At 39.4% G+C, this 23,588-nt stretch carries 24 protein-coding genes; 15 read left to right on the plus strand and 9 right to left on the minus strand.

The features are described 5' to 3' along the window. The first annotated feature begins 148 nt into the window (after positions 1-148). Complete coding sequence (locus tag AC012T_RS20790; RefSeq protein WP_487060610.1) at positions 149-976, plus strand: DNA adenine methylase; 828 nt, start codon at positions 149-151, stop codon at positions 974-976. On the opposite strand, the gene AC012T_RS20795 is transcribed toward AC012T_RS20790, so the two are convergent. From AC012T_RS20795 to AC012T_RS20805, 3 genes are all read right to left on the minus strand, one after another. After that, positions 973-1,449, minus strand: a complete 477-nt coding sequence (locus tag AC012T_RS20795; protein ID WP_487060611.1) for a PD-(D/E)XK nuclease superfamily protein — start codon at positions 1,447-1,449, stop codon at positions 973-975. The genes AC012T_RS20790 and AC012T_RS20795 overlap by 4 nt on opposite strands. 298 nt (positions 1,450-1,747) lie before the next feature. Next, positions 1,748-2,968, minus strand: a complete 1,221-nt coding sequence (locus AC012T_RS20800) for a HetZ-related protein (protein ID WP_015216119.1) — start codon at positions 2,966-2,968, stop codon at positions 1,748-1,750. A gap of 371 nt (positions 2,969-3,339) precedes the next feature. Then, entirely contained in the window at positions 3,340-3,999 is a 660-nt protein-coding gene (locus AC012T_RS20805) for an L-threonylcarbamoyladenylate synthase (protein ID WP_487060612.1), read from the minus strand. 220 nt (positions 4,000-4,219) lie between these two features. On the opposite strand from AC012T_RS20805, the gene larC reads away from it, so the two are divergent. Beyond that, a complete protein-coding gene (larC, locus tag AC012T_RS20810) occupies positions 4,220-5,500 on the plus strand; it encodes a nickel pincer cofactor biosynthesis protein LarC (protein ID WP_487060613.1) in 1,281 nt (426 codons plus the stop codon). A 48-nt stretch (positions 5,501-5,548) separates the two neighbouring features. On the opposite strand, the gene AC012T_RS20815 is transcribed toward larC, so the two are convergent. Beyond that, complete coding sequence (locus AC012T_RS20815; protein ID WP_487060614.1) at positions 5,549-6,151, minus strand: DUF6658 family protein; 603 nt, start codon at positions 6,149-6,151, stop codon at positions 5,549-5,551. A gap of 38 nt (positions 6,152-6,189) precedes the next feature. Next, positions 6,190-6,744 carry a DUF6658 family protein gene (locus AC012T_RS20820; RefSeq protein ID WP_487060615.1) on the minus strand — a complete coding sequence of 185 codons (555 nt, stop codon included), beginning with the start codon at positions 6,742-6,744 and terminating at the stop codon, positions 6,190-6,192. Positions 6,745-6,991: 247 nt separating this feature from the next. Between AC012T_RS20820 and AC012T_RS20825 the strand changes: the two genes are divergently transcribed. From AC012T_RS20825 to AC012T_RS20860, 8 genes are all read left to right on the plus strand, one after another. Next, positions 6,992-7,909, plus strand: a complete 918-nt coding sequence (locus tag AC012T_RS20825; protein ID WP_487060616.1) for a lysylphosphatidylglycerol synthase domain-containing protein — start codon at positions 6,992-6,994, stop codon at positions 7,907-7,909. A 194-nt stretch (positions 7,910-8,103) separates the two neighbouring features. Then, a complete protein-coding gene (locus AC012T_RS20830; RefSeq protein ID WP_487060617.1) occupies positions 8,104-9,057 on the plus strand; it encodes a Fic family protein in 954 nt (317 codons plus the stop codon). A gap of 273 nt (positions 9,058-9,330) precedes the next feature. Continuing rightward, positions 9,331-9,804, plus strand: coding sequence for a hypothetical protein (locus AC012T_RS20835; RefSeq protein WP_487060618.1), 474 nt, complete (start codon positions 9,331-9,333; stop codon positions 9,802-9,804). Between the two features lie 36 nt (positions 9,805-9,840). Further along, on the plus strand, positions 9,841-10,284 hold the full coding sequence (locus AC012T_RS20840; protein WP_487060619.1) for a hypothetical protein: 444 nt from the start codon (positions 9,841-9,843) through the stop codon (positions 10,282-10,284). A 1,063-nt stretch (positions 10,285-11,347) separates the two neighbouring features. After that, the gene (gene ndhL, locus AC012T_RS20845) at positions 11,348-11,557 is read left to right on the plus strand and encodes an NAD(P)H-quinone oxidoreductase subunit L (RefSeq protein ID WP_487060620.1); all 210 of its coding nucleotides are present in this window, start codon (positions 11,348-11,350) and stop codon (positions 11,555-11,557) included. Positions 11,558-11,581: 24 nt separating this feature from the next. After that, positions 11,582-11,881 (plus strand): DUF3007 family protein, encoded by a 300-nt coding sequence (locus AC012T_RS20850; protein WP_015216127.1) that lies wholly within the window; start codon positions 11,582-11,584, stop codon positions 11,879-11,881. Between the two features lie 146 nt (positions 11,882-12,027). Then, positions 12,028-12,831 (plus strand): tryptophan synthase subunit alpha, encoded by an 804-nt coding sequence (gene trpA, locus AC012T_RS20855; protein WP_487060621.1) that lies wholly within the window; start codon positions 12,028-12,030, stop codon positions 12,829-12,831. A 239-nt stretch (positions 12,832-13,070) separates the two neighbouring features. After that, the gene (locus AC012T_RS20860) at positions 13,071-13,730 is read left to right on the plus strand and encodes a heterocyst differentiation related protein (protein WP_487060622.1); all 660 of its coding nucleotides are present in this window, start codon (positions 13,071-13,073) and stop codon (positions 13,728-13,730) included. Positions 13,731-13,797: 67 nt separating this feature from the next. Here the strand turns inward: AC012T_RS20860 and AC012T_RS20865 are convergent, their stop codons facing one another. Beyond that, complete coding sequence (locus tag AC012T_RS20865) at positions 13,798-15,675, minus strand: protein kinase domain-containing protein (RefSeq protein ID WP_487060623.1); 1,878 nt, start codon at positions 15,673-15,675, stop codon at positions 13,798-13,800. Between the two features lie 165 nt (positions 15,676-15,840). On the opposite strand from AC012T_RS20865, the gene AC012T_RS20870 reads away from it, so the two are divergent. The 3 genes from AC012T_RS20870 (at position 15,841) to mgtE (ending at position 19,064) form a co-directional block, all read left to right on the plus strand. Next, positions 15,841-16,329 (plus strand): hypothetical protein, encoded by a 489-nt coding sequence (locus AC012T_RS20870; RefSeq protein WP_487060624.1) that lies wholly within the window; start codon positions 15,841-15,843, stop codon positions 16,327-16,329. 77 nt (positions 16,330-16,406) lie between these two features. Next, positions 16,407-16,955 carry a GNAT family N-acetyltransferase gene (locus tag AC012T_RS20875; RefSeq protein WP_487060625.1) on the plus strand — a complete coding sequence of 183 codons (549 nt, stop codon included), beginning with the start codon at positions 16,407-16,409 and terminating at the stop codon, positions 16,953-16,955. A gap of 759 nt (positions 16,956-17,714) precedes the next feature. Then, positions 17,715-19,064 carry a magnesium transporter gene (gene mgtE / locus AC012T_RS20880; protein ID WP_487060626.1) on the plus strand — a complete coding sequence of 450 codons (1,350 nt, stop codon included), beginning with the start codon at positions 17,715-17,717 and terminating at the stop codon, positions 19,062-19,064. Positions 19,065-19,286: 222 nt separating this feature from the next. Here mgtE and thrS read toward each other — a convergent pair whose 3' ends face one another. Then, positions 19,287-21,116 carry a threonine--tRNA ligase gene (gene thrS / locus AC012T_RS20885; RefSeq protein WP_487060627.1) on the minus strand — a complete coding sequence of 610 codons (1,830 nt, stop codon included), beginning with the start codon at positions 21,114-21,116 and terminating at the stop codon, positions 19,287-19,289. A 406-nt stretch (positions 21,117-21,522) separates the two neighbouring features. Between thrS and AC012T_RS20890 the strand changes: the two genes are divergently transcribed. Both AC012T_RS20890 and AC012T_RS20895 read left to right on the plus strand, forming a co-directional pair. Next, positions 21,523-21,840, plus strand: a complete 318-nt coding sequence (locus tag AC012T_RS20890; protein WP_487060628.1) for a DUF2605 domain-containing protein — start codon at positions 21,523-21,525, stop codon at positions 21,838-21,840. Positions 21,841-22,072: 232 nt separating this feature from the next. Further along, the gene (locus AC012T_RS20895; RefSeq protein ID WP_487060629.1) at positions 22,073-22,402 is read left to right on the plus strand and encodes a DUF2973 domain-containing protein; all 330 of its coding nucleotides are present in this window, start codon (positions 22,073-22,075) and stop codon (positions 22,400-22,402) included. Positions 22,403-22,753: 351 nt separating this feature from the next. Here AC012T_RS20895 and AC012T_RS20900 read toward each other — a convergent pair whose 3' ends face one another. Continuing rightward, positions 22,754-23,110 (minus strand): type II toxin-antitoxin system PemK/MazF family toxin, encoded by a 357-nt coding sequence (locus tag AC012T_RS20900; protein WP_487060630.1) that lies wholly within the window; start codon positions 23,108-23,110, stop codon positions 22,754-22,756. After that, on the minus strand, positions 23,104-23,358 hold the full coding sequence (locus AC012T_RS20905; RefSeq protein WP_487060631.1) for a hypothetical protein: 255 nt from the start codon (positions 23,356-23,358) through the stop codon (positions 23,104-23,106). The genes AC012T_RS20900 and AC012T_RS20905 overlap by 7 nt, the downstream gene beginning before the upstream one ends. Between the last annotated feature and the right edge of the window lie 230 nt (positions 23,359-23,588).

The raw sequence follows: 23,588 nt of genomic DNA on the forward strand, positions 1-23,588 counted from the left end.
TGTTATAAAATGTAAGTTTGTTTTCAGATGCTTATTTAGCTTAATTGTAATCTATGATGCTGAAAATAGCTCAATTCATATAAAATATAATTCGTTAGTTATATTGGCTTTGATTGAGGAGCCGAGTTTTAGTTTAATCATTAAGTAAATGGTAAGTCAAATCCCCAAAGCAACTTTCCCACGTCCCTTTTTAAAGTGGGCTGGGGGTAAAAATCGGTTGATTCCGCAATATAAAGATTATTTTCCTCAGCATTACAAGACTTACTATGAACCCTTTTTAGGCGGAGGGGCTGTTTTTTTCCATCTCCAACCACCGAAGGCAGTTTTAACTGATATCAATACAGAATTAATTATTACTTATTGCTGTGTTAGAGATCATGTGGAAGAATTAATTAAACTACTACAAAAACATCAAGAACGACATGATAGAGATTATTATTATGATGTAAGAGCCTATCCTGAAGGCACAGATTTAGAAAAAGCTGCTCGGTTTATTTATTTGAACAAAACTTGTTTTAATGGTCTGTATCGAGTTAATTCTCAAAATAAGTTTAATGTACCTTTGGGGAAATATAAAAATCCTGGTATTTGTCAAGAAGATTTGCTGAGAGTTGCATCTAAAGCGCTTTCCAAGGCTGACATCCAACAAGCAGATTTTAAACGAGTGCTAAATTATGCGCTCAATGGTGATGATTTTGTGTTCTTTGATCCTCCTTATTATCCTGTCAGTGAAACCAGCTATTTTACAGCTTACAGTCGCTATTCCTTTGCTGAAAGTCAGCAAGTTGAATTAAGGGATATATTTGTAAAATTATCTAAATGTGGTGTTAGAGTTATGCTATCTAATTCAGACTGCAAATTTATTCGTGACCTTTATAGAAATTTCAATATTCGTACTATATCAGCAGCAAGATCAATTAATTCCAATGCTCAAAAACGTGGTGTAATTAATGAACTATTAATCACCTCCTACTAGAGGTTTTTATTTGTCCAAGCAATGAATCTATCTAAGCTAAAAACTGCTAATAAATTTGGGTTATCATTAACTCTTGCTTTGAGCCAGTTGCTTGCACCTTCTCTCATTCCTTCACCTCCCATAACTATTATGGTTGGGGCAGGATAAGATAACTGAATATTCATATTCAAGTAAGGAAACTTTTCGTCAACTGAACCACCACTTTCTTGCCATTTGCACTCAATAATTAAACCTGATCGCATTGCAGGTATACCAATAATATAAAAGTCTACCTTCAGTTCAGTATCATAAATTCCTGTACCAATATAAACTTCTTTTCCATAACGTTTTGGCAATAAAGCAGCATTAAATAAAAATTCTTTTTGGACATGGTTTCCGACTTGGAAATAATTATGCCCTTTTAATATTGCCTCTATATTACCTTCTAAAATCTTCCCAGACTTATTGGCCCGTCCACCTTGAGTCATAGTCATACTCAAACCCTCTGCTGAAAGTCCTGCTTATTATAGGATTCCATGAAAGCAGTAACAAAGGGTCATTAGTTGAGTATAAATTTTTGATTTTTTCTCAGAAAGGGTAAAAATAATATGGTACTTTTGTACTTTAAAACAAATGTATTTATGCAAATCTAAAATCTAAAATTGTTATTTCCTACCTTATTCTCTAATTCTCCCGTGACTGGGGGAGAAATAGAGGAGATATTTGTTTTGTAAGAACAGGTGTATAAGGTGGATCAGGGATTCAGATAAATTTAGGAGTTTCAGCTTGGGTTCAGCCGGTTTTAACTTCAGCATGACCATTGCGGATAGCCCATGCTAGTTCTAACATTTGAGTCCAGCGCTTTTGTAGCTGTTTGGGGGTACATTGGACAGCTTTTGCGATCGCTTGATCATTCTCCAAAGCAGTTTTTAAATTAAAGATTTGTTGTTGCTGTTCTGTAAGTTGATTCCAAAACGTATCCCACTGCTGGGACGATAAACCCAACTTATGTTCTAAACCAGCACCTAGCCATTGATGTACCAATTGCCAGTGGTGTTGTTTAGCAAACTTCTCAACATGATATTTAAAGCGTTGTTGCAAATAATCCCGCTGACGGCTAGTGAGTCCGAGAATTTGGTCAATTTCCGGGGCTGAGAGGTCTTGTAGTTTCAGAGAGAGATAATCCATGCAGTCGGCTTGACCTTGGGACTCCAGATATTTCATCAACTCTGTAATCACGCGATCGCGTTCCGACTCCTCAGAAGGATCAAATGTCGCTTTAGCAACCATTTGTGACCTAATCTGTTGCACTGCTAAATTGCGTTGATAAGATTCTGCCTCTTCAGTCTTAGCCGAATCCACAGCCATCTCAATATCTACAGTCGTTTCCTGGGGTTGACGACGAGCAAAACCTTGAGCGCGTAACACAATCAACTGTTGATTAGCACCACCAGGTAAATTAATGCGGCGTTTAGCATACTGCTCTGTAAACGCCATATACTCAGCCAATTGTAGCTGAGTGCGCGGTGTGTAATCTTCCGGTAACTCGTTTTCTCTTCTAAAAGCCTTAATCGCTTCAATATAAAAAGCTTGGAGAAAATCTTCAATCAAATTGTAACGAGCTTCAAAACCCAACTCTGAGCCAGCGATCGTCACGTGGCGATAAACAATAGCACCTAAACTGCTATGTAATTCCACCCTTCCTTGTTTTGAACCCAATTGATAGTAACGCAGGCACTTTTGTAATCGGTGTCTTGCTAAAGTAATCTGCCAAGACCTGATTTGTCCAGAAGTTTGAATGCGGGAGCTTTTATCACAAATGCGTTCTACTTCTTTAGCTATACGCTTTGTTACAGATTGTACACATCCAACTGAAGCTTTTACCTGAGACTGCATTTCCTGACAGAGCAGTTGTACTAAAGTATCAGATTTACTCTCTGATAAGTCTTCGGTGGAAACATCGCTATCAAAAGCAGGTGTAGAATTTGGCAGATTGACGAGGTTAGCTTTCATGACTTTTCCTGGAATTGGTATTGCACCTTAACTAAAACGCAGACACAGTACTTAAGGCCAGTCATAACAGGAAAATCTTGCTGGCATTTATCCATCAAGACTCGCCGCCTATACTGTTCACACATAAGACTGCTGTAAATTTCAAAAGTTAAGGGCTTGTCAAGTGTGTCGCTTTTTTTATCAGCAACTATATCAAAGTTGAGACATCGGTTGTGAGAGGGCGCTAAAACAAATCCAAAACCTGGTAATACCAAGATTTGCCGCCATCCCGTTTGCCGCGATCCCAGCGTCTGTGAGTATGACAATTTTAAAACTGGTGTATGTTTATCACAATTTCCGAAACAGAAAGTCGCATCTGTAAGGATTAATTATTATACCCAAGCTGCTGCTGCTTCCCAACCTAACCCCCTCCGTGTAATTACTGCTTCTTCTTCCGTTAAATCTAAAATGGTAGACACTAGAGAAGTCGGTTCTTCACCTGTGTCTATAATTATGTCCACCAAGTTATCCAAACGGTCAAATAGCTCAACCCTAGACAAAATAGATTCTGGATCTATTCCTACTATTTCATCATCTATGTCATTTGGTGGTAAATGTGCCGAAGTGGAAATAATTGGATTTCCTAACGCTTCTAGCAATGACAAACACACGGTGTGATCTGGCACTCGAATTCCTGTAGTTTTCCGCTTGGGACTTTGCACCAGTCGCGGCACTAACTTGGTAGCAGGTAGCAAAAACGTGTATGGTCCTGGTATCAACCGCTTCATAATTCGATAGGCTGTATCACTTACGAAGGCATAAGTCGCCACATTAGAAAGCGAGGGACATAGAAATGTTAGTGGTTTATCATTTGCTAACTGCTTGATTTGCCGCACTCTTTCCACCGCCGACTTGGCATTCAAATCACAACCAATTGCATAAACTGTATCAGTAGGGTAGAGCATGATAGCGCCACTAGAGAGCGCTAACTTTATCTCATCTATTCGGCGATTTTGAGGATTATCAGGATGAATTGAAAAAGTTCTTGCCATAAAAGATGCTCACTGGGTAACGGGTAATGGGTAATGGGTGATGGGTATTGGGTATTGGTGTAGTTTCCCCTATGAGTAACTGATGAACTGTTGAGGGGTGACAGGTGATAGGTTATGGGTTAAAGGTAATGTGAATAGTATTACCAATTACCAATTACCAATTACCAATTACCAATTACCAATCACCAATCACTAATTACCAATCATTAATTGATAATTTATGAATAAAATTGCTTATCTTCAATGTCCAACAGGAATTTCCGGTGATATGTGCCTGGGTTCTTTGGTAAGTCTGGGTGTTCCCTTAGAGTATTTAGTAGAAAAACTCAATTGTTTGGGAATTGAGCAAGAATACCAATTACGGTCAGAACTTGTTCATCGGCAAACTCAGCAAGCAACTAAAGTCCATGTCGATTTAGTACACCATCACCATCATCACCATGAACACTCTCACCATCATGGCCGTCACCTACCAGAAATAGAGGAGATGATTCTCAAAGCTAAGTTACCGTCACAGGCAGAGACTTGGAGTTTAGCTGTATTTCGCCAGTTAGCAGTGGCAGAGGGGGCAGTACATGGCATTGAACCGGAAAAAGTTCATTTTCATGAGGTGGGCGCTGTAGACGCGATTGTGGATATTGTCGGTACTTGCCTGGGGTTGGATTGGTTAGGTATCGACAGCAATGAAGAAGGATTACCTCTGATCTATTGTTCAGCGTTTCCGACTGGTGGGGGAACTGTTCGCGCTGCACATGGTCAAATGGCAGTGCCAGTCCCCGCAGTATTGAAGCTGTGGGAAATGCGGAGTTGTCCAGTTTATAGTAATGGTATTGATAAAGAACTGGTAACACCGACAGGGGCAGCGATCGCTACTACTTTAGCCAGAAATTTTGGTTCACCCCCCCCAATCACAATTACACAAGTGGGACTAGGAGCAGGTTCCCTCGATTTACCCATCCCCAATATACTACGGCTCTGGCTCGGTGAAAGTGCAAATTTCCAGACAAATATTCTTAATTTTGCTGATAATAGCCCCTATTTAGAAACCATTTCTGTCCTAGAAACCCAAATTGATGACTTAAACCCTCAAGCTATCGGTTATGTCTTTGAGGCTTTATTTGCTGCTGGTGCAGTGGATGTCTTTACCCAACCTATAGGGATGAAAAAATCTCGTCCAGGAATTTTATTAACCGTTATTTGTCATCCAGAACATTTAGTCACTTGTGAAGAAATTTTATACCGCGAAACCACTACTTTAGGAATTCGTCGCACTACTGGACAACGCACTATTTTGCAACGGGAAATTCAACAAGTAGAAATCCCTCTTTATGGCAAAGTTGGTGTTAAAGTTGCTTGGAAAGGATCAGCCGCAAAAAAAGTAATTACTAATGTACAGCCAGAATATGAGGATTGTGCAGACTTAGCACGAAAACATCATATACCTTGGCGAGAAATTCAACGCATGGCGCTACAAAATTGGTATGTAGAAAATCAAAAATAAAATAGGCAGGCTTCAAGCCTGCCCTACCATCATTAAATTAAATCAAATTTAATCAGCCTCTCTCACAGTTCTGTTGATTGCTTCTCCTGTATCCTCGGCTCTACGTTGGATATTTTTTCCCACATCTTCAGTTCCACGTTGCACATTTTTGGTCAAATCTTTAGCAGCATTTCCGACATTTTCCTGCACATTTTCAAATCCTCGCTTAGTTCCTTTGGTGACACCTTTCTGCAATTCTTCAGCAGAACTTCCTACATCTTCACCTAAATTTTTCACCCTTTCACCAAAAGGTGTTCCTGCGCGATAATTACGGACATATTGCTCAGTACTATCAACTCCTTTATTTTCAATGTTTCTCTGAGTATTTTCTATTAATTCATCGGCTCTAATTCTGGCTGATTTTTCTGCATCTCTCGCTCTGGGATCTACATCACTAAAATTGTTCATTCCCCCTTGATATCGAGAGATAGGATAATCTTTTGTAGGATCGTATCTTTGCACATTTGGCGGTTGTCCAGCAGGTTGGGGTGGTTGTCCGGCTATGGTGGGACGATTACAGGCTTGTGCTAAAAAGAGCAAAGCCCCAGCTAAAAATACCGTTAAAACTTTTAAGGGTCGCAGATTTTGTAACCAATTAATTACTCTGTTCATAATTATCCTCATTATCCTTTTTGTACTTTAATAAAAGTCTATTTGCCTACAGATGGATTTTTTTGTAATTCAGGTCTGGCGCTTGCTTCATCTGCTTTTTCTTTCAAAAATCCTGAAGCTTTTTCAAATGACTCTGTTACAGTTTCAATTCGGTCTTGAATGCGATTTCCTAAATCTGGTTGACGCTGAATTAATCCACCTGGCTCAGGATGTTTGAACTCTTCTTCTGTAATAATTGGTAATTCTGCTTCTTTTTTAATTCTTCCTAAAGGTGTTTCTGCGCCAGGGTAAAGAAGTTCTGATTCCTTATTGGCAACTAAGAATGTTTGTGAATTTAACTGTAGACTAGCTTGATCTCCCTTTTGCTTTCTTGATTCAGTAGACATTCGTGAATTTGAATTGGTATATTTATCACCACCATTTTTATAAGGATTATTTGCTCCACCAGCCTGCACAGGAGTACTGTTGGGATTCATTCCTTGAGCGGTTGTACCACTGCAAGCGGTGCTAATCATCAAAAATATTCCAGCTAAAAAGATAGTTAAAATCCGGCGCATTTGCAGCTTATCAAACCAGTTCATCAATCTTTTCACTTAGCCCTCCTTGTATTAAGAGAACACGTTAATTCAATTTATCAATCATATTTTTTGGTATTGTATTGATGTAATTTATTAACGCGAACGAACTCTATTAAGAGTAACGGTTTTTAAATAACCTTAACCTCTAGCTCAGGTCACATTTTACTGCTGAAAAATTTTTAATTTTATCTAACTATAGAGAGATATTATTTAATATAATAATTTTGGGCAATTTAAATTTAATGATTAAATTTCACAAATAATGAAAAATTTTTTACGCTGGTTTATTTTAGGGGGAACGCTATTTTTTTTAGGAAAAGCTTTGAAGGATAATTGGATAGAAGTTACTTCTATCCGTATTGATGCACCAGGATGGGCAATTTTAGCAGTTGCCACTGGTATAACTTTACTTGCACATACATGGGCTGGTTGGATATGGACTTGGGTGTTGACAGAGTTAAATCACCCTGTACCAACTTTCCCATTTATTCAAGTTTATTTAAAAACAAATATTGCTAAATATTTACCTGGTAATATTTGGCATTACTACGGGCGAATTTTAGCAGCTAAAAATGCTAATGTTTCTACAGGTGCAGCAACTTTAAGCGTTTTACTAGAACCGTTACTAATGCTGGCAGCGGCTTTAATCATTATTGTTTTATTTGGTAGTCAATTTGCAGTCAGTAATACTAATATTGGGGTAAAAATTCTGCAATTGCTAAGTTTAACCGTGGTACTGGGTGCAGTTCATCCCCGGTTTTTGAACCCAGCAATTCGTTTTTTGTACCAATTAAAGAACAAAAAATCTGAATCTGAAAATCAGCCTGTTAGTAGTTTAATTATTGAATGCTATCCTCTCAAACCGTTATTAGGAGAGTTGGTTTTTTTAGGACTGCGTAGTACTGGTTTTATATTAACTATGTTTGCTCTGAGTTCGTTAAACTTGAGTCAAATTCCTTTATTGCTCGGTGTGTTTAGTTTTGCTTGGGTCTTGGGCTTAGTTATCCCTGGTGCGCCTGGCGGGTTGGGGGTGTTTGAAGCTACAGCACTCACACTATTACAGTATCACTTCCCTGCTGCTTTAGTAATTAGTGCGATCGCTCTCTATCGTCTCATTAGTATCTTAGCAGAAACAGCCGGTGCTGCTTTAGCTTCCCTCGATGAACGCCTTGCTAATTAGGGTTGGCTGAAAACGCCAAATCAACCAAACCGAACAATTTAAAAAAGGCTTACTCCGAAAAATGTTTGTGTAGATTGTTAAAATTAAATCAACTAACCCAGAGCCAACTCAATTTCCCCATTGAGCAAGTCTATCGTGGTTTAACCCTTGAACCAGGGAATGGGGAATAAAATAAAAGCGTTATCCATTACCCCATGCTACTGTCTTCTTCTCAACTGTACGACCAGTTTATTCAACAGGTAATTGCTTTAAGTCAAGAAAAAGAATTTTCATTGACTGGTTTAATAAGTAACTATGTAAGCATGAATTATCAGCTTAAATTAGAGCAAATAGACAAGCTAAAAGTTTGGCTGGATGACTTTAGACCGTTTAATACCACAATTATCGCGGAACTCAAAAAGCTGTATGATGTCCGCTTTACTTATAACTCTAATGCCATTGAAGGAAACACTTTAACTCAAAGTGAAACCGAGTTAGTGTTAACTAAAGGGATTACAATTGGTGGTAAAACTCTCGATGAACATTTAGAGGTGATTGGACATAAGGAAGCGATTGACTATATTGAGAGTTTAGCCCAAAAAGATACAGCAATTAATGAATGGGAAATTAAACAAATTCACAATCTAATTCTGAGAAAAATTAACCCTGATGAAGCGGGTTGTTACCGGACGCTGGATGTAATGGCAGCAGGAACAAATTATCTTTATCCTCCCCATTATTTACTGTCTCAATTAATGGTAGATTTTGTCATCTGGCTCAATTCAGATGCTGCTTTAACACTCCATCCAGTAGAATATGCAACAATGGCTCATTATCGTTTTGTCTCGATCCATCCTTTTCGGGATGGGAATGGGAGAACGGCTAGATTATTAATGAATTTATTGTTAATTCGTGCAGGGTATCCCATGGTGGTGATTAATAATCAAATTCGCAATGATTATATTAACGCTTTGGCTTATGGACAACAAAACCAAGATAATTTAGGTCAGCTTTTTGATTTGGTTTGTGATGCTGTTATAATTTCATTGGTGGAAACTTTAAAATTATTAGTAACGGCAAATAGCAGTCGAGAAAAAGGGCAGGTTTTTTATCAAGAAATTACTAATTTTATTAATAATTATTTGAGGGAATATAGGACTAATGTTTGATTTTTGAAAGATCTGTAGGGTGCGTTAGGCAAAGCCGTAACGCACCAACGCCAAATTCCGCCCCTTCCAGGGATGGGAAGAAATTAACTACCCAATACTTGTCAGTTAAGCCAAAAACATTAAATCCGGTAGGTTGGATTGGCGTTAGGAAACCCAACATTTACAAGGGCTAAGTAAGATTTCTAAAGAAACCCACTCAAAACACCATAGGTGGTTTTAATTGTCAGTTAGGGCAATATTCTAAACTTTATCTGTAAAGTATTAATTCTAACTATGCCGTTATCTCTAAATGATATTGAGAAGACAATAGAAGCAGTTGAAGGTCTTGTTGATCCATCAAGTGAGCGTTATGGACGTTTACTCAATTGGCAAAATCCACCTGATCCCTTTTGGCACTATGGAATTGGTCTTTCAGATACACATATTTTTGATACAGGTCAAGGATTATGTCCATTTGAGAGGAACGAGGCAAAGTTCGTTGTTGGTATTGACGACATTGCTTTTGAGCCAGAACAAACTATTGAGCGGATAAAACAAGCCCTTTATGTTTTTTATAATTGGGACTATACTTTCACTGGCTGGAATTGTGAACATCTTGGTCGATTAATTGCAACAGATCAGCCAAGATGTTACCAAAGCAGTTTTTTGTGGTGGATGTGTAATATGTCTCCAGAAGGCGACCACAAAACAGCATATAAAGTATTTCGAGATTATCTGATGAGAGTTAACCCTAGTCTTGCTAGATAGCTCTTAAAAGTTTTGTGACGTTCATGTAGAAGTGCAATGACAACCAACACTATTTCGATCAGCGATATAAGTCTTGTACAAGTACATTTAGTTGAGGTACGCGATACAGGACATATTAATGTAAATGATCGTCATTTTGCACTCAAAACAGGAGCAAGCATTGATATTACTCCATCCCTTTGTGAGGGTATTAATATCATTACACTCGTTGTTAACACAAACTCTATCAAAGATGATCCCTTAAGGTTGCTGAGTGGAAAGTATGAGTGGTTGGGAAGATTCGAGGTTTATGTAGATGGAGCGATCGCTGGTTCGTATTCAAAACAGGGTGCGTACATCATAGGGGGAAAGGAAAATATCGTTGCATCCATAGAGGTAAACGTTACAAGAGATGCAAGTAAACCTACAGTTATGCAGCTTATCAATCAACTGCAAAGAGTGCAGGGCATAACTGATGCGAACAAAACAGATTTATCTTAAGTCTCATCCTCATATCGTTTTCAAAAATGGCGTAACCATTAACACCTGAAAAAATCATGCAGGTGTTGATCATGTTTTTATTACTGATCGTTCAGGAAAATGTGTCTATGGAGGATATGTTGGGTGGATAGACTCGAAATACCTACAAATCGCTCTTCAAACACTGCACAACGATTTGAGGGAGCATATTTTCTAAGTTGATGCCAGCCAGTCAACACGTCACGGTAGCATAGAAGCGCGAATAAAAGTTGGCTTAAAACTATAACCTTGCCACTTTTTATTGCAAGTATAAGCTTGCTATCACGACAAAATTATGGGTAAAGTCACATGAGTGAAATCACAATTACAAATTATTTTAATGGGGGTGGGGGGACTTGAACCCCCACGACCGTTTAAGGTCAACGGATTTTCATTCTTCCACAGCTTTCACTGTTGCCTTGTTGCCTAAGCAACTCCAGGTTTTAAGAATTGGACTCTCCCTTTACCCTCGGCTTTACGTTAGGGTAGCTCCCGTCGAGTCTCTGCACCTTCCCGGAAATTTGAATTTTAGATAAAACCTTAAATCAAATATTTCTGGGCTTGGCTCAGGATTGCCATATCTGTAAACAGATTTAGGTTTCCCTGAATTTGAGAGCTTCCACTTGAAAGATTTCTCTATCAAGGCTCAGTTTTCTAAGTCCGTAGCGTCTACCATTCCGCCACACCCCCAAGGGTTTTTGATGTTTAGAGGCTCAAAAAACCTCCCCATCTATTTCATCATTAATTGCGTATTTTGTGCAAGTAGTTTTCAAAATTTTTTTTAAACACTACTTTTTTTAATTTAGCCCCAAAATCACAATTTTTTAAGTTGTGAGCTTGTTTAACTAGGTTACACAACCGCGTTCAATGGCGAAATATCACCATAACACAATATAAACTTTTTTTCAAATTATTGCAAGTCAGACAAAATTAATTTATTTGCTTTCCCAACAAAACTGATGAGTGGTACTTCCCTGAGTCTGACCATTCAGCATATTATGAGAATAGATGCACCGAATAATCTTCTCAAATCCGATCAAGAATTATGGTTGTAGCGCTACTGTATCTCATTTTAGCCGGAGCTTATCTTCTGGTAGTCCCAATGGCTGTAATGCTTTATCTAAAGCTGCGGTGGTATACGGCTACTTCTGTTGAACGCGTGTTCATGTACTTTTTAGTGTTCTTCTTCTTTCCGGGTTTGTTGCTGCTTTCGCCCATTGCGAATTTTCGACCCCGGCGCAGACAAATTGTTTAACTTGATTGGTAGGTCATAACTCTCATGCGACGCATTGATGCAATCGGAATTGCTTTGGGGATTTTTGTGGCTGGTGGCTTGGCCTATGCCGGATTACAGCTAGTCGGGTTAGATGGACAAAAAGCTGGAATTTGGAGTCAAGTTTTACTAGTTTTTGGGTTGTTGGGCTGGTTGTCCACATATCTTTTCCGAGCGGGTAGCAAAAAAATGACCTACCATCAACAACGGGAAGAGTATGAAAAGGCTTTCCTACAAAAGCGACTAGATGAACTCACTCCTGAAGAATTAGCAAAAATTCAAGCTGAAATTGAATCAGGGAATTAGGTGACAAGTGGCAGGTGACAGGTGACAGAAAAGATAGGAAGATAGAAAAGATGAGGAGATAGTGAAGATGGGGAGGTGGGGAGAATCAATATTTTCCCTGTTCCCTGTTCCCTATTTCCCTATTCCCTATTCCCTTCTTCTGACCAATGACTGCAATTTCTCGTTGTTTTGAAACTTTAAGACGGAATCAAGAGTGCGCTCTGATTCCGTTTATTACTGCTGGTGATCCTGATTTGGAAACGACAGCTAAGGCTTTACAGGTTTTAGATCGCTCTGGAGCCGACATAATTGAGTTGGGTGTTCCTTATTCTGATCCTTTGGCTGATGGGCCTGTGATTCAAGCAGCAGCTACCCGTGCGTTGGCAAGGGGTACTACGTTGGATCAGGTACTGGCAATGTTGCAAGCAACTACTCCTAGTTTAAAAGCACCAATTATTTTATTTACCTATTACAACCCAATTTTACACCGGGGAATTGATAAGTTTCTTCAGCAAATTAAGGCTGCTGGTGTAGCAGGTTTGGTAGTTCCTGATTTACCGTTGGAAGAGGCAGCAGGGTTATTAAAACCAGCAAGTGAGATGGAGATTGATTTAACTCTGTTGGTAGCTCCTACTAGCTCTACTGAGAGGATAGAAGCGATCGCACGTGCTTCCCAAGGATTTATCTATTTGGTGAGTGTGACTGGTGTAACAGGAATGCGATCGCAAATGGAAAGCCGAGTTTCCGATTTACTCACACAAATTCGCTCGGTGACAGATAAACCCATCGGCGTAGGCTTTGGTATTTCCGATATTGAACAAGCGCATCAAGTCCGGGAATGGGGCGCAGATGCAGCAATTGTAGGTAGTGCTATAGTCAAGCGTTTAGCAGAAGGAACACCAGAACAGGGATTAGATGCGATCGCTCAATTTTGCCAAAATCTGAAGACAGCAATCACAACTGCCTCTTGATGATTTGGGAAAATTAGATTAAAAAGTATAACAGGGTAGTTTTTTTACCATTCTTTAGTGGACAATTTGACTGATATGGTCTTGAATATTAACAGCACATACTAGGGTAAAAAACTACCTGAATATATTTGCTTATAGTTTGAGTCTTATTGTGAATTGAAGTAGGCAAGCAATATGAGTGTGAGAGTAAGTCAGTCAAAATCTAGTTACGCTGCCGTCGTAGTTGAGGGATAAAAGCAATGAGTGAAAGTATGGCATTTATCGGCGGAGTTGCTGTAGCTGGTCTGGCGGCTCTCCTCCTGCTAAAAGGAACAAATACTCCTATACAACAATCTAATTTTGCTGCTACACCACAAATGCCATCATTTGTACAGCCCCAGTTAATGCAGCAACCTGTACAGTATCCCCCTAATTACGGTCAACCAGCATATCCATATCAACAACCAGTAGCTCCTAATTCCGACCAGCGTGTGGAAATGGAAAAGCTGAACATGACAATGGAGAAGTTGAAGACCGACAATGAACAGTTGAGGTTACAAAACCTACAACTTCAGGGACAAGTACAGAATTTCACCCAGCAGCAGTGGCAATTAGCCCAGCAGCAAAATCAACAAAAAATATCATCTGTACTCCCATCTGAACAGAAAGCTTGGTGGGAATCACCCATAATTTGGGCAGTTGGGGGAGCAACACTAACCATCGGTGGTGGTGTTGTTGTCGCTGGAGTCTTATCTCTATTTTCTCCAAAACAACATCGTCCTACCCGTACTGTGCAGGTAATTCATCCCTACAATGGCCCCACACCACCATTAGCCAATGTCCGTCGGGCTGAGTTTTTACCCTCCACTCGGATGGAAACCAGACGCATGGAAACAGCAGAATACGATGAATTACACTAGAACCTAACTTAATGCGGTCAGGCTGGTAATTGGTAATGGGAAGAAGATTATTTCCATTACCAGACATTTACAAACCACTAGCTGGTTTGTCTGTATCACTTGGAGTTTGTTTAGAAGTTGGTTTATTTTCATTACTATTCTTCTCTTGCTTAGGAAGAACCTGTTTAGCTGCATTTTCAGATGCTTGTTTAAACATTGGTTCTAATTTATCTTGCCAGTATTTAATATTGGGTAATTTTTCAGGATTATCTCGATAAGCTAAAACTTGATCCCATTTACCATCATCAATAGCTTTATTGATATCATTAGCCAGCGCTTCAGCCTTTGCCCAATCATTCTGCCATTGATTAACAATCTCAACAGTTTCCTTAATTCCTGATGCAGCATTGGCAGGTATTGATCTAAGTATAGCGATCGCACCTGGCAAATCTCCAGACTCAAATTTCTTTCTAGCTTGTGCGACAATTTTATCCTTATCCTTACCAGCTTGGGATTTTTCAGATTCTGATATTTCTGGCTGAGGAGAAGCGATAGTTACAGGCTTAACTTGCGGTTTTGGAATAGGGATAGATGTAATTAAAGAATTATCATCTACAGTTTGCACAGAAATACCTTGATCCCTTAAGCAAGAAATCCAATTGTCATTATTAGTAATAACATCGGAATGCGCCCAAGCCAAACGTCCAGACTTGAGTTTCAGTTCAATCCAGCCCCGTTTTGTGCGCTTGCCAGTAACATCAAATTGGCTGTTATCACCAACAGTTTTCAAAATATTATCAGAATTAATTGCACTCGGTTCAGAACGGATATTAGAATTAGCCACCACTACAGCCAAGCAGTTTTTTTCTAACGTGCGATCTTTTGCTGTCCAATTAGCAGTTAAATTTTTCACATTTGGATATAAATTTGTCACCAAAGCCGCTGCACCACCTGCTAATAAGATGCCAATTACCAAAGGCAATGGATCAGGTTTGCTAGACTCTCTGAGAACAGGCTTAGAAACCACCGGATTAGCGGGTGCAACAGCCACTGTGTTCTGTGAAAACACTTGAGAAGAGGGGGTAGGGGTTTGGTAACTAACTCGCTTAGGAGCCTCTGAAGGTAGGGAATATCCAGAAGTAAGATTCATCAACTCTCTACAGGCTTGCAGCGCTTCCGTAGCGGTTTGATAGCGGTCTTTAAAGTGATAACGTACCATTTTGCTGAGAATTTCTGCCAAGCGGTAGTTAACAGGCAGGAAATGCTGCCAGAGAATTTCACCTGTATTGGGATCTTCTTGTAATTGCTTGGCTGGTACTCCGGTTAAAGCTTGAATAGCAATGATACCCAGAGAATAAATATCACTATTAGGACGGGGTTTGCCTTGTCCTTGTTCTGTAGGCATATAGCCAGGTGTACCAATCGCTACTGTCGCCGTGAGTTGTGCGCCAACTGTCACTAAGGGCGATCTCAATTGTTTAACTGCCCCAAAATCCACTAAAACCAATCTATAATCAGCAGCGCGACGGATAATATTATCTGGTTTAATGTCGCGGTGAATAACACCTTGTTGATGGACAAATTCTAAAATACCCAGAACTTCCAGCAACATTTGGATAACTTGCCCTTCATTCCAAGGTTGTCCGGGAATTAATTCCTCACTCAGAGTATGTCCGTCAACATATTCTTGAACTAAAAAAAATTCTTTATTTTCGTCAAAATAAGCCAACAGCCGGGGTATCTGGTCATGATTACCCAGTTTTTCTAAAGTTTCGGCCTCGCTGTTGAAGAGACGTTTAGCCGTTTCAAAAATTTTGGGGTCAGTGCTGGCGGATTTGAGGTGTTTGACAACGCAGATGGGATTGCCTGGCCGCCTGGTATCTTGGGCAATGTAGGTTTGACCAAATCCTCCTTTCGCCAAGATGCGAATGACTTGGTATCGGTGGTCTAGTAGTTTGCCTATCATATTCCCTCCCCAGTTTTAATACCTAATTTTCCAGATAGTAATAGATATCTCCAAATTTTCTTCTAGGAAATCCGCTATCTTGAGAAAAGATTTAGACTAAGAATGCAGTTTTTTAATAAAAACAACAAATTGTTACGTTTGATTTAGTATCTATGTTAACTAGCAATGCCACCTAAGATAACAAATTCCACTACATGGCAGCAAGCTGAACTCCTCATGCAACCTGCATTTATTCGAGTTGTCGATAATATTCGTAAGCATCTTGATGTCTCTTCCTGGAAAGGAACTTACCATGATGTACTGATTTGGCCGCCTAACACAACTGATGAAACAAAAACCTTGGTGACACAGTTGTTGCAAGATATGGAATCTGCAACACCCCAACAGGTGGAAGATATTAGAGAAAATCTTGCCCATTTGCCGATGCCCCATCCAGGATACCATCTGCGCTTGCAACGTCAAGAACAGCAAGTAAATGTGGATTTGTGGGATATTTGTTACCAAGTGTGTTTTTTAAATTACAGTATTGGAATTTCTGATGTTGATATTGATACTAGCTTAATTGATGAGTTAGGAGAAGTGGATTGGCAACATCTGGAAGAAAAAACGAAGCAGCTAGTTAAACACCTATTTGATAGTTTACCAGAGGATTGAAGCGTGGGGGGTGTAGTGTGTGGGGTGCTGTGTGCGAATATACAGGGTTTTGGTATTTGGCATCGGGATAAGAATAAATGAATTTTTGTATTCGATTAGCTCACTTAGAAGATATTCCGACGCTGACGACTTTAATTTCAGAGTCTGCCAGAGTTTTGCAATCAGGCTACTACAGTTCAGAACAAATTGAAGGCGCACTGGGCATAGTTTTTGGGGTTGATAGTCAACTAATTCAAGACAAAACATACTTTGTGGCTGAGAATAATCACCAGATTGTTGGTTGTGGTGGTTGGAGTCAGCGCAAAACGCTTTATGGAGGTGATTCAGGCAAAAATATTCAAGAGGACAGTCTGCTCAACCCGGACACTGACTCAGCAAAGATTCGTGCATTTTTTGTTCATCCAAAATGGGCGCGTCGAGGAATTGGAACTCAGATTATGCAAGCATCTGAAAAGGCTGTTGAACTTGCTAAATTTAAGAATGCTGAGATTATTGCAACGCTGGCTGGAGAGCCTCTCTACACAAAATTTGGTTATGAGGTGATTGAGCGGTTTGAAATTTCTCTACAAAATAGTCAGTTTCTCCCTGTTGCTCGTATGTTTAAGAGCTTTATTTCTGACTTCTGAATTATTCTTCAAGAGTAGCCCATGAAGTTATTTGATCCAACTATTTAAGTGATATTAGGTTGAGAAAATTTGTATTATTATATCAATACCTTGTCCAAATTGGAAAAAACCTTGATTTGGAGGTTGGGTTGTGGAACGTAAACGTTCGCGGAGCAATCAGCATGAAACCCAACAAGTGCGTTGGGTTGCGCTGTCGCTTAACCCAACAAAGCAGAAAATGGACAAGGTATTGATTATATACTTACGATTTTGGGCGATTAAATCACTATTAGATGGATGTGTCTGAAACGGTATTTTACACGTCACTACTAAACTTTATGTAGGTTAAAGATATATCAGCAGTTAGTTGAGACTGAACTAAAAATCAAAAAAGTGATCGTGCTGATAAAGGCTCAAAGTTAAAAATAAAAACTATTTTTTGTAATTCAAATATATTGATTTTGTAAAGTTTATCAGTAAAGAAGCTGTTTGACTTGACACAGATTAATACAGTAGTAAAATCTCTAAATTAAACTGGAGCAAAGACCGCTGTTTTCATACTAGTGTAAAATTTTACTGATAACGTACATTATTACCAAGAATCTATCCGAGAAAACCATTCTGGGATAGGATGATAAGTCAACGATGCTTTGCTCCAATATCAATAATATTGAGTTTTTAAGATTTTATGGACAGATGTCCACCAGATGGCAGTAGCAACCTCCTCTAAGCTGGCGAGTTAGTCTCCCAGCATAGGGGAGACTATAGGAGGTATTTACTATGCTCACACAAGATGTTCGCAATGCCCTAGACATTGCTGACTTGAATCAACTTAAATTTGATTTAAATCGGTTACAACCCGTAGATGTTGGGGAATACATTACACAGTTGCCGGAAAAACAAAGAGCGATTGCTTTTCGTCTCCTCAACAAGGCTCAGGCTATAGATGTCTTTGAATATTTACCTACAGAAATACAAGAAGAACTCATAAATTCTCTCCATGATGTCCAAGTTGTACATCTAGTGGAAGAGATGAGTCCTGACGAACGAGCAGAATTATTTGATGAACTACCAGCAGGAGTAGTCAAACGGCTATTACAACAATTAAGCCCAGAACAAAGACAGGCTACAGCAACCATTCTCGGCTATCCAGAAGGGACTGCTGGGCGGGTAATGACAACGGAATATGTTCGGTTACGTCAAGGCTTAACTGTAGGTGAGGCCTTAACTAAAATCCGCCTGCAAGATGAAGACAAAGAAACAATTTACTATGCTTATGTCACAGATGATAACCGCACCTTAGTCAGTGTTGTTTCCTTGCGACAGTTGTTATTTACTTTTCCCGAAGTCTTAATTAAAGATATTGCTAGTGATCATGTAATTAAAGTTAAAACCGAAACTTCCCAAGAAGAAGTTGCTCGCATTATGCAGCGTTATGACTTAATAGCGATGCCAGTAGTGGATAGGGAAGATAGATTAGTGGGAATTATTACCATTGATGATGTCGTTGATATTTTAGAAGAAGAAGCAACTGAAGATATTCAAAAATTAGCGGGGGTAAGTGGTGATGAATCTGCTTTATCTTCTCCACTGGTAACAATTTGCAAACGATTGCCTTGGTTGTTAGGGATTATGGGATTGTATATAGGTGCGGCGAGTGCGATCGCTCCTTTTCAATCTGTAATTGCTGCTGTGCCAGTCCTCGCTGTGATTATGCCCATTTTTTCTAACACAGGTGGCACTGTCGGCATCCAATCTTTAACCGTCACTATTCGCGGCTTGGGAGTGGGAGAAGTCACACCTAAAGATACTCTGAAGATTCTTCGCAAAGAACTGTTAGCGGGTTTAGGAACAGCCTTAGCTTTGTGTATAACCATGATGCTGCTTTCCCTAATTTGGGCAAAACCCCAAGAAAGATGGGTAGCTTTGATTGCAGGCACAGTCATGGCAACTAATACAATTGTCGCTGTTACCCTGGGTACTTTACTACCTATGGCTTTAACCCGTTGGAAGCTAGATCCGGCTTTAATGAGTGGGCCATTAGTCACCACACTTTTGGATACAATTGGCTTTTTAACCTTCCTCAGCATGATTTCTATTGCTTTAAAGGTTTTTAATCTACAACCTTAATAGTCACATTTGCCGAAAAATTTAAGTCTGCACTTAAGTTTTTTACAATCAGGATGACGCGAAATTGAACCTTTGTGTTATCAACGTCTCTCCATTGTCCGATGAGCTACCTTACCTCGAAAGATTCCTCCACCTGCCACTGCTTCACTTTATTAATTAAAAATTCAGCATAGTAACTGCCGAAGAGTCATTAATTGGCTGGGTAAATCCCAGCCTACTTTTTTAGAAGTTGCTAAAGTTAGCGATCGCTCCTGTAATCTTATCAACAACCTCATCTACAGCGATCGCACCCAATTCCCCAGATGCACGGGTACGAATACTCAAGCTGTTGGTTTCTACTTCCTTAGCACCAACCACCGCCATAACTGGGATTTTATCCTTTTCGGCGTTGCGAATCAACTTACCCAAGCGATCGCCACTCGTATCCACTTCCGCACGAATACCCAACGCAACCATCTTGGCTACTACCTCTTTGGTAAAATCTAACTGGAGTTCACCCACAGGTAAAAGCCTAATTTGCACAGGTGCTAACCATAACGGAAAATCACCAGCATACTCTTCAATCAAAATCCCAATCAACCGTTCTAAAGAACCAAAGGGTGCGCGGTGAATCATCACAGGACGTTTGCGGGAACCATCCTCAGCCACGTATTCCAAATCAAACCGCTCAGGTAAATTATAATCTACCTGCACCGTTCCCAATTGCCATTCCCGTTCTAAGGCATCACTGAAGATAAAATCGAGTTTTGGCCCATAGAAAGCCGCTTCCCCAATCCCTTCAAAATAATCCATTCCCAATTGTTCCACAGCGCGACGAATCGCACCTTCAGCTTTATCCCACGCTTCATCAGAACCAATATACTTATCACTGGCAGGATCTCGGAAACTGAGTCTAGCTTTAAAATTCTTCAGTTGCAGACTTCCAAACACCGACAAAATCAAATCTACAACATTCAAAAATTCGCTGTCTAGTTGTTCGGGAGTCACAAACAAATGAGAATCATCAACAGTAAAACCGCGCACTCTGGTTAAACCACCCAGTTCCCCAGATTGTTCATAACGGTAGACCGTGCCAAATTCCGCCAAACGCATCGGTAATTCCCGATAAGAGCGTAATTCACTCTTGTATATTTGGATATGGAAAGGGCAATTCATTGGCTTGAGGACAAAACCCTGTTCTATGGCTGCTGATTCTGCATTTTCAGCCATTAAAGGAAACATATCTTCCTTGTATTTTTGCCAGTGTCCCGATGTTTTAAATAAATCAACTCTGGCAATATGGGGAGTGACAACAGGTAAATAACCCCGTTTTAATTGTTCCTTTTTGAGGAAGTCTTCTAAAGTAGTCCTCAACAAAGTACCTTTAGGAGTCCACAAAGGTAAACCAGGCCCTACTAAATCTGCAAAGATAAATAAACCCAGTTCCTTGCCTAGTTTACGATGGTCACGTCGTAATGCTTCTTGTTTACGGCGTTTATACTCAGCTAGTTGTTCGGGCGTTTCCCAAGCAGTGGCGTAAATGCGCTGTAACTGGGCTTTGTTTTCATCCCCACGCCAATAAGCACCAGCTACGCTTTCTAGTTCTATCGCTTTGGAGTTAATTTCCTTAGTGTTTTCTAGATGAGGCCCGGCGCACAAATCCCACCATTCATCACCTAAATGGTAAATGGTGATGGGTTCTTGTTTAATATCTGCCAGGATTTCTAGTTTGTAAGGTTCTTTAATTTCCTCAATCCGGCGTTGTGCTTCTTCCCGGCTAACTTCTTCTCTAACTACCGGCAATTTGCGATTAATAATCTTCACCATCTCTTTTTGGATGGCTTTCAAATCCTTATCACTGAAGGGTTCTGGACTATCAAAGTCGTAGTAAAACCCATTTTCAATCCAGGGGCCAATTGTAACTTGCGCCTTGGGAAACAGCTTTTGTACGGCCATGGCCATCACATGAGAAGCAGTATGGCGAATCTTTTTTAATGTCTCAGATTCGCTAGTACGCGGTAAATAAATTTTTTCTGGTTGTTCTGGGTTTTGGGGTTCTTGATTAGGCGACATCGGCTGTTGAAGGCGAAGTGATTACAAATAGAATTCTGAAAATATATTCTCAAAATCATAGTCCACTAGCTGATGACGCGATCGCCATTACCTGTGGACTCTCCTAATTTATCACCCTAACCGAAAAGACCTCAACTGAAGCGCCGCAGAACCTGGAGATAATACCTATTTTGCTCCTTAGCTACTTTTGGTAGGATATTTCCAATTTATTTTTCCTCCTTTAGATAGATAAAGACTGATCCCCAAGGAACTGTGCAAACCTATTGCCAAAAATATACAATCGTGCATTGTATAGCAATTTACAGATTTTTCAGTTCACATAACCGGAGGAGAGATATAAGAAAATTGTTAAGAATCGTAAATAACGCTAATATTAAAAAGAAATTAGGAAATATGCTGCTCATATATGGGAGACTCACATCCACCAAGTACTGAATTGCTCAAAACAGTCTTGGAACCGTTGTTAGAGGATTTTCAATATTGGTTTGGTCTATCACTCCAACTACTGGAAAATGAGAAAATCCAATTTATGACTGAACAAGAGCAACTTGACCTGTTACAACGTGTCAAGGAAGCGCAGGCAGAACTTAGCACAGCCAAGATGTTATTTGCTGCCACTGATAGACAAGTCGGGATTGATATGGCGACATTAATGCCTTGGCATCAATTGGTAACTGAATGTGGAAATGTGGGAATGCGCTACCGCCAGTCAAAACAAAAATGACTTCACTGTATGACAAAACTGTATATAAGTCGCAAACATAGAAAAGAAAACTTAACATTATTTTCATAAAAAAATAATGTATCCCATGTTACCGTAATCTGATATAGGATTACAAAATATCAAATCACAGATAGATAATGTAACATTTAGCAGCACGTAAATCACGAGTTAGCAAATGTTAAGTACTTAACGATATAAAGTTTTAAAACCTGTTGCCCTGGAGGATAATTCGATGCTACACCTACTCTACATTTTAGCTTTCACAGTCCTTGCATTTATTGCTGTGGGTAATTTAATTCGCAATCTGGTCATGTTCAGTTTTGATAGGGAGCGTCCTTATCCAGCAAATTCCTCCTCAATGGGTAATCAAGGTAGCTATGGCTATTATGGAGCTAAAAAGCAATTTGTACCCCATCCAGAACTATTAGATAATGCAGGTAATTTAATTAAAGAACCACTGTTGGTAATGCGTTCAATCAATGTTGAAGATGCACGCGAACAGTTAGATGCTCTTTATGAATCCTCTCCTGGTCAAAAAATTGAGCGTTCAGAAGAAGCTTAATTTGTAATTATTAAAATTCGGGGTTCTGTAGGGGTTTAGCAATGTGCTTTACCCCTAATTTTTGGATTTATATAATTATCTCGTTCCCAGTCTCTGACTGGGAATGCTAGATTGAGGCTCTGCCTCTACTTTCATGAAAGGCAGAGCCTTCTATAATCCATTCCCATACAGAGTATGGGAACCAGAGAAATCAAATCCATTATCATAGTGTGCGTTACGGATCTCATTCTAAGGCACACTACAACACTTAATTTTGTAAGTGCAGACTACGCCAACAAAAAATCAAATAGTCATTCATTCTATATATTGCCTAGCTTTTGTATAACACTCTTCAAAAATAGCATCACACATCTAATCTATTTCCTGTGGTTCTGTTACTATTACTAATCCTGCTAAAATTTGTCTAATTCTTTCTTTGGATAACGTGCCGATTTTTTCAGTTAATAAAAATTTATCCACTGTAAAAATCTGCGATACATTTACCACACTTTGCCTATCAAGATTAGCTTCTCCTAACTCTAGTAAAACATTACCCATAGCTTTAGCTCGTCTCAAATTAGAAGTTAATGCACAGACTATCACCGTTCTGATTTGAGAACTGTTGAGTAAATCATTTTGGATCACTACATAAGGACGGATATAAGCAGGTTCTGAGCCTATTGGTTCTCCCAAATCAATCCAATAAATATCACCTTGCTTAATTACCATTCTTTTTCTTTTAATTGTCCTTGATGCTGTCGCATTGCTTCTAACATAATTTTTTCTGATTCATCTAGATCATCTGCATAAGCTTCATTCACACTTTCCACTAACTGGCGATGTTTTTTACGACGCAAAAATTCTTCCATTGCCATAGCAAATAATTTACTACGAGGAATTTTCATTGTATTTGCTAAAGCGGTTGCTTCTTCATACAGTGATTCTTCAATTGAAATAGCTGTTTTGATGCTTGTCATTGAGTTATACCTCTTTTCTGACTGAGGGTATAACTTGATTTTACTCTATCTCGATCATTTTCATAAAAAATAACCAAAGTAGTGGTTTAGCAATGCTAAACCCTGACAATAAGTAATTACCAGGAACAATTAATAATAAAGATGATTGATGATTTATTTTGTCTGATAGCGTAGCGTGGTGCAAGCCATATCAGGATGTCTAGGATTAAAGGATTTACAGGATGAAAATT

It is taken from the genome of Anabaena sp. EIM26, from assembly GCF_057568715.1.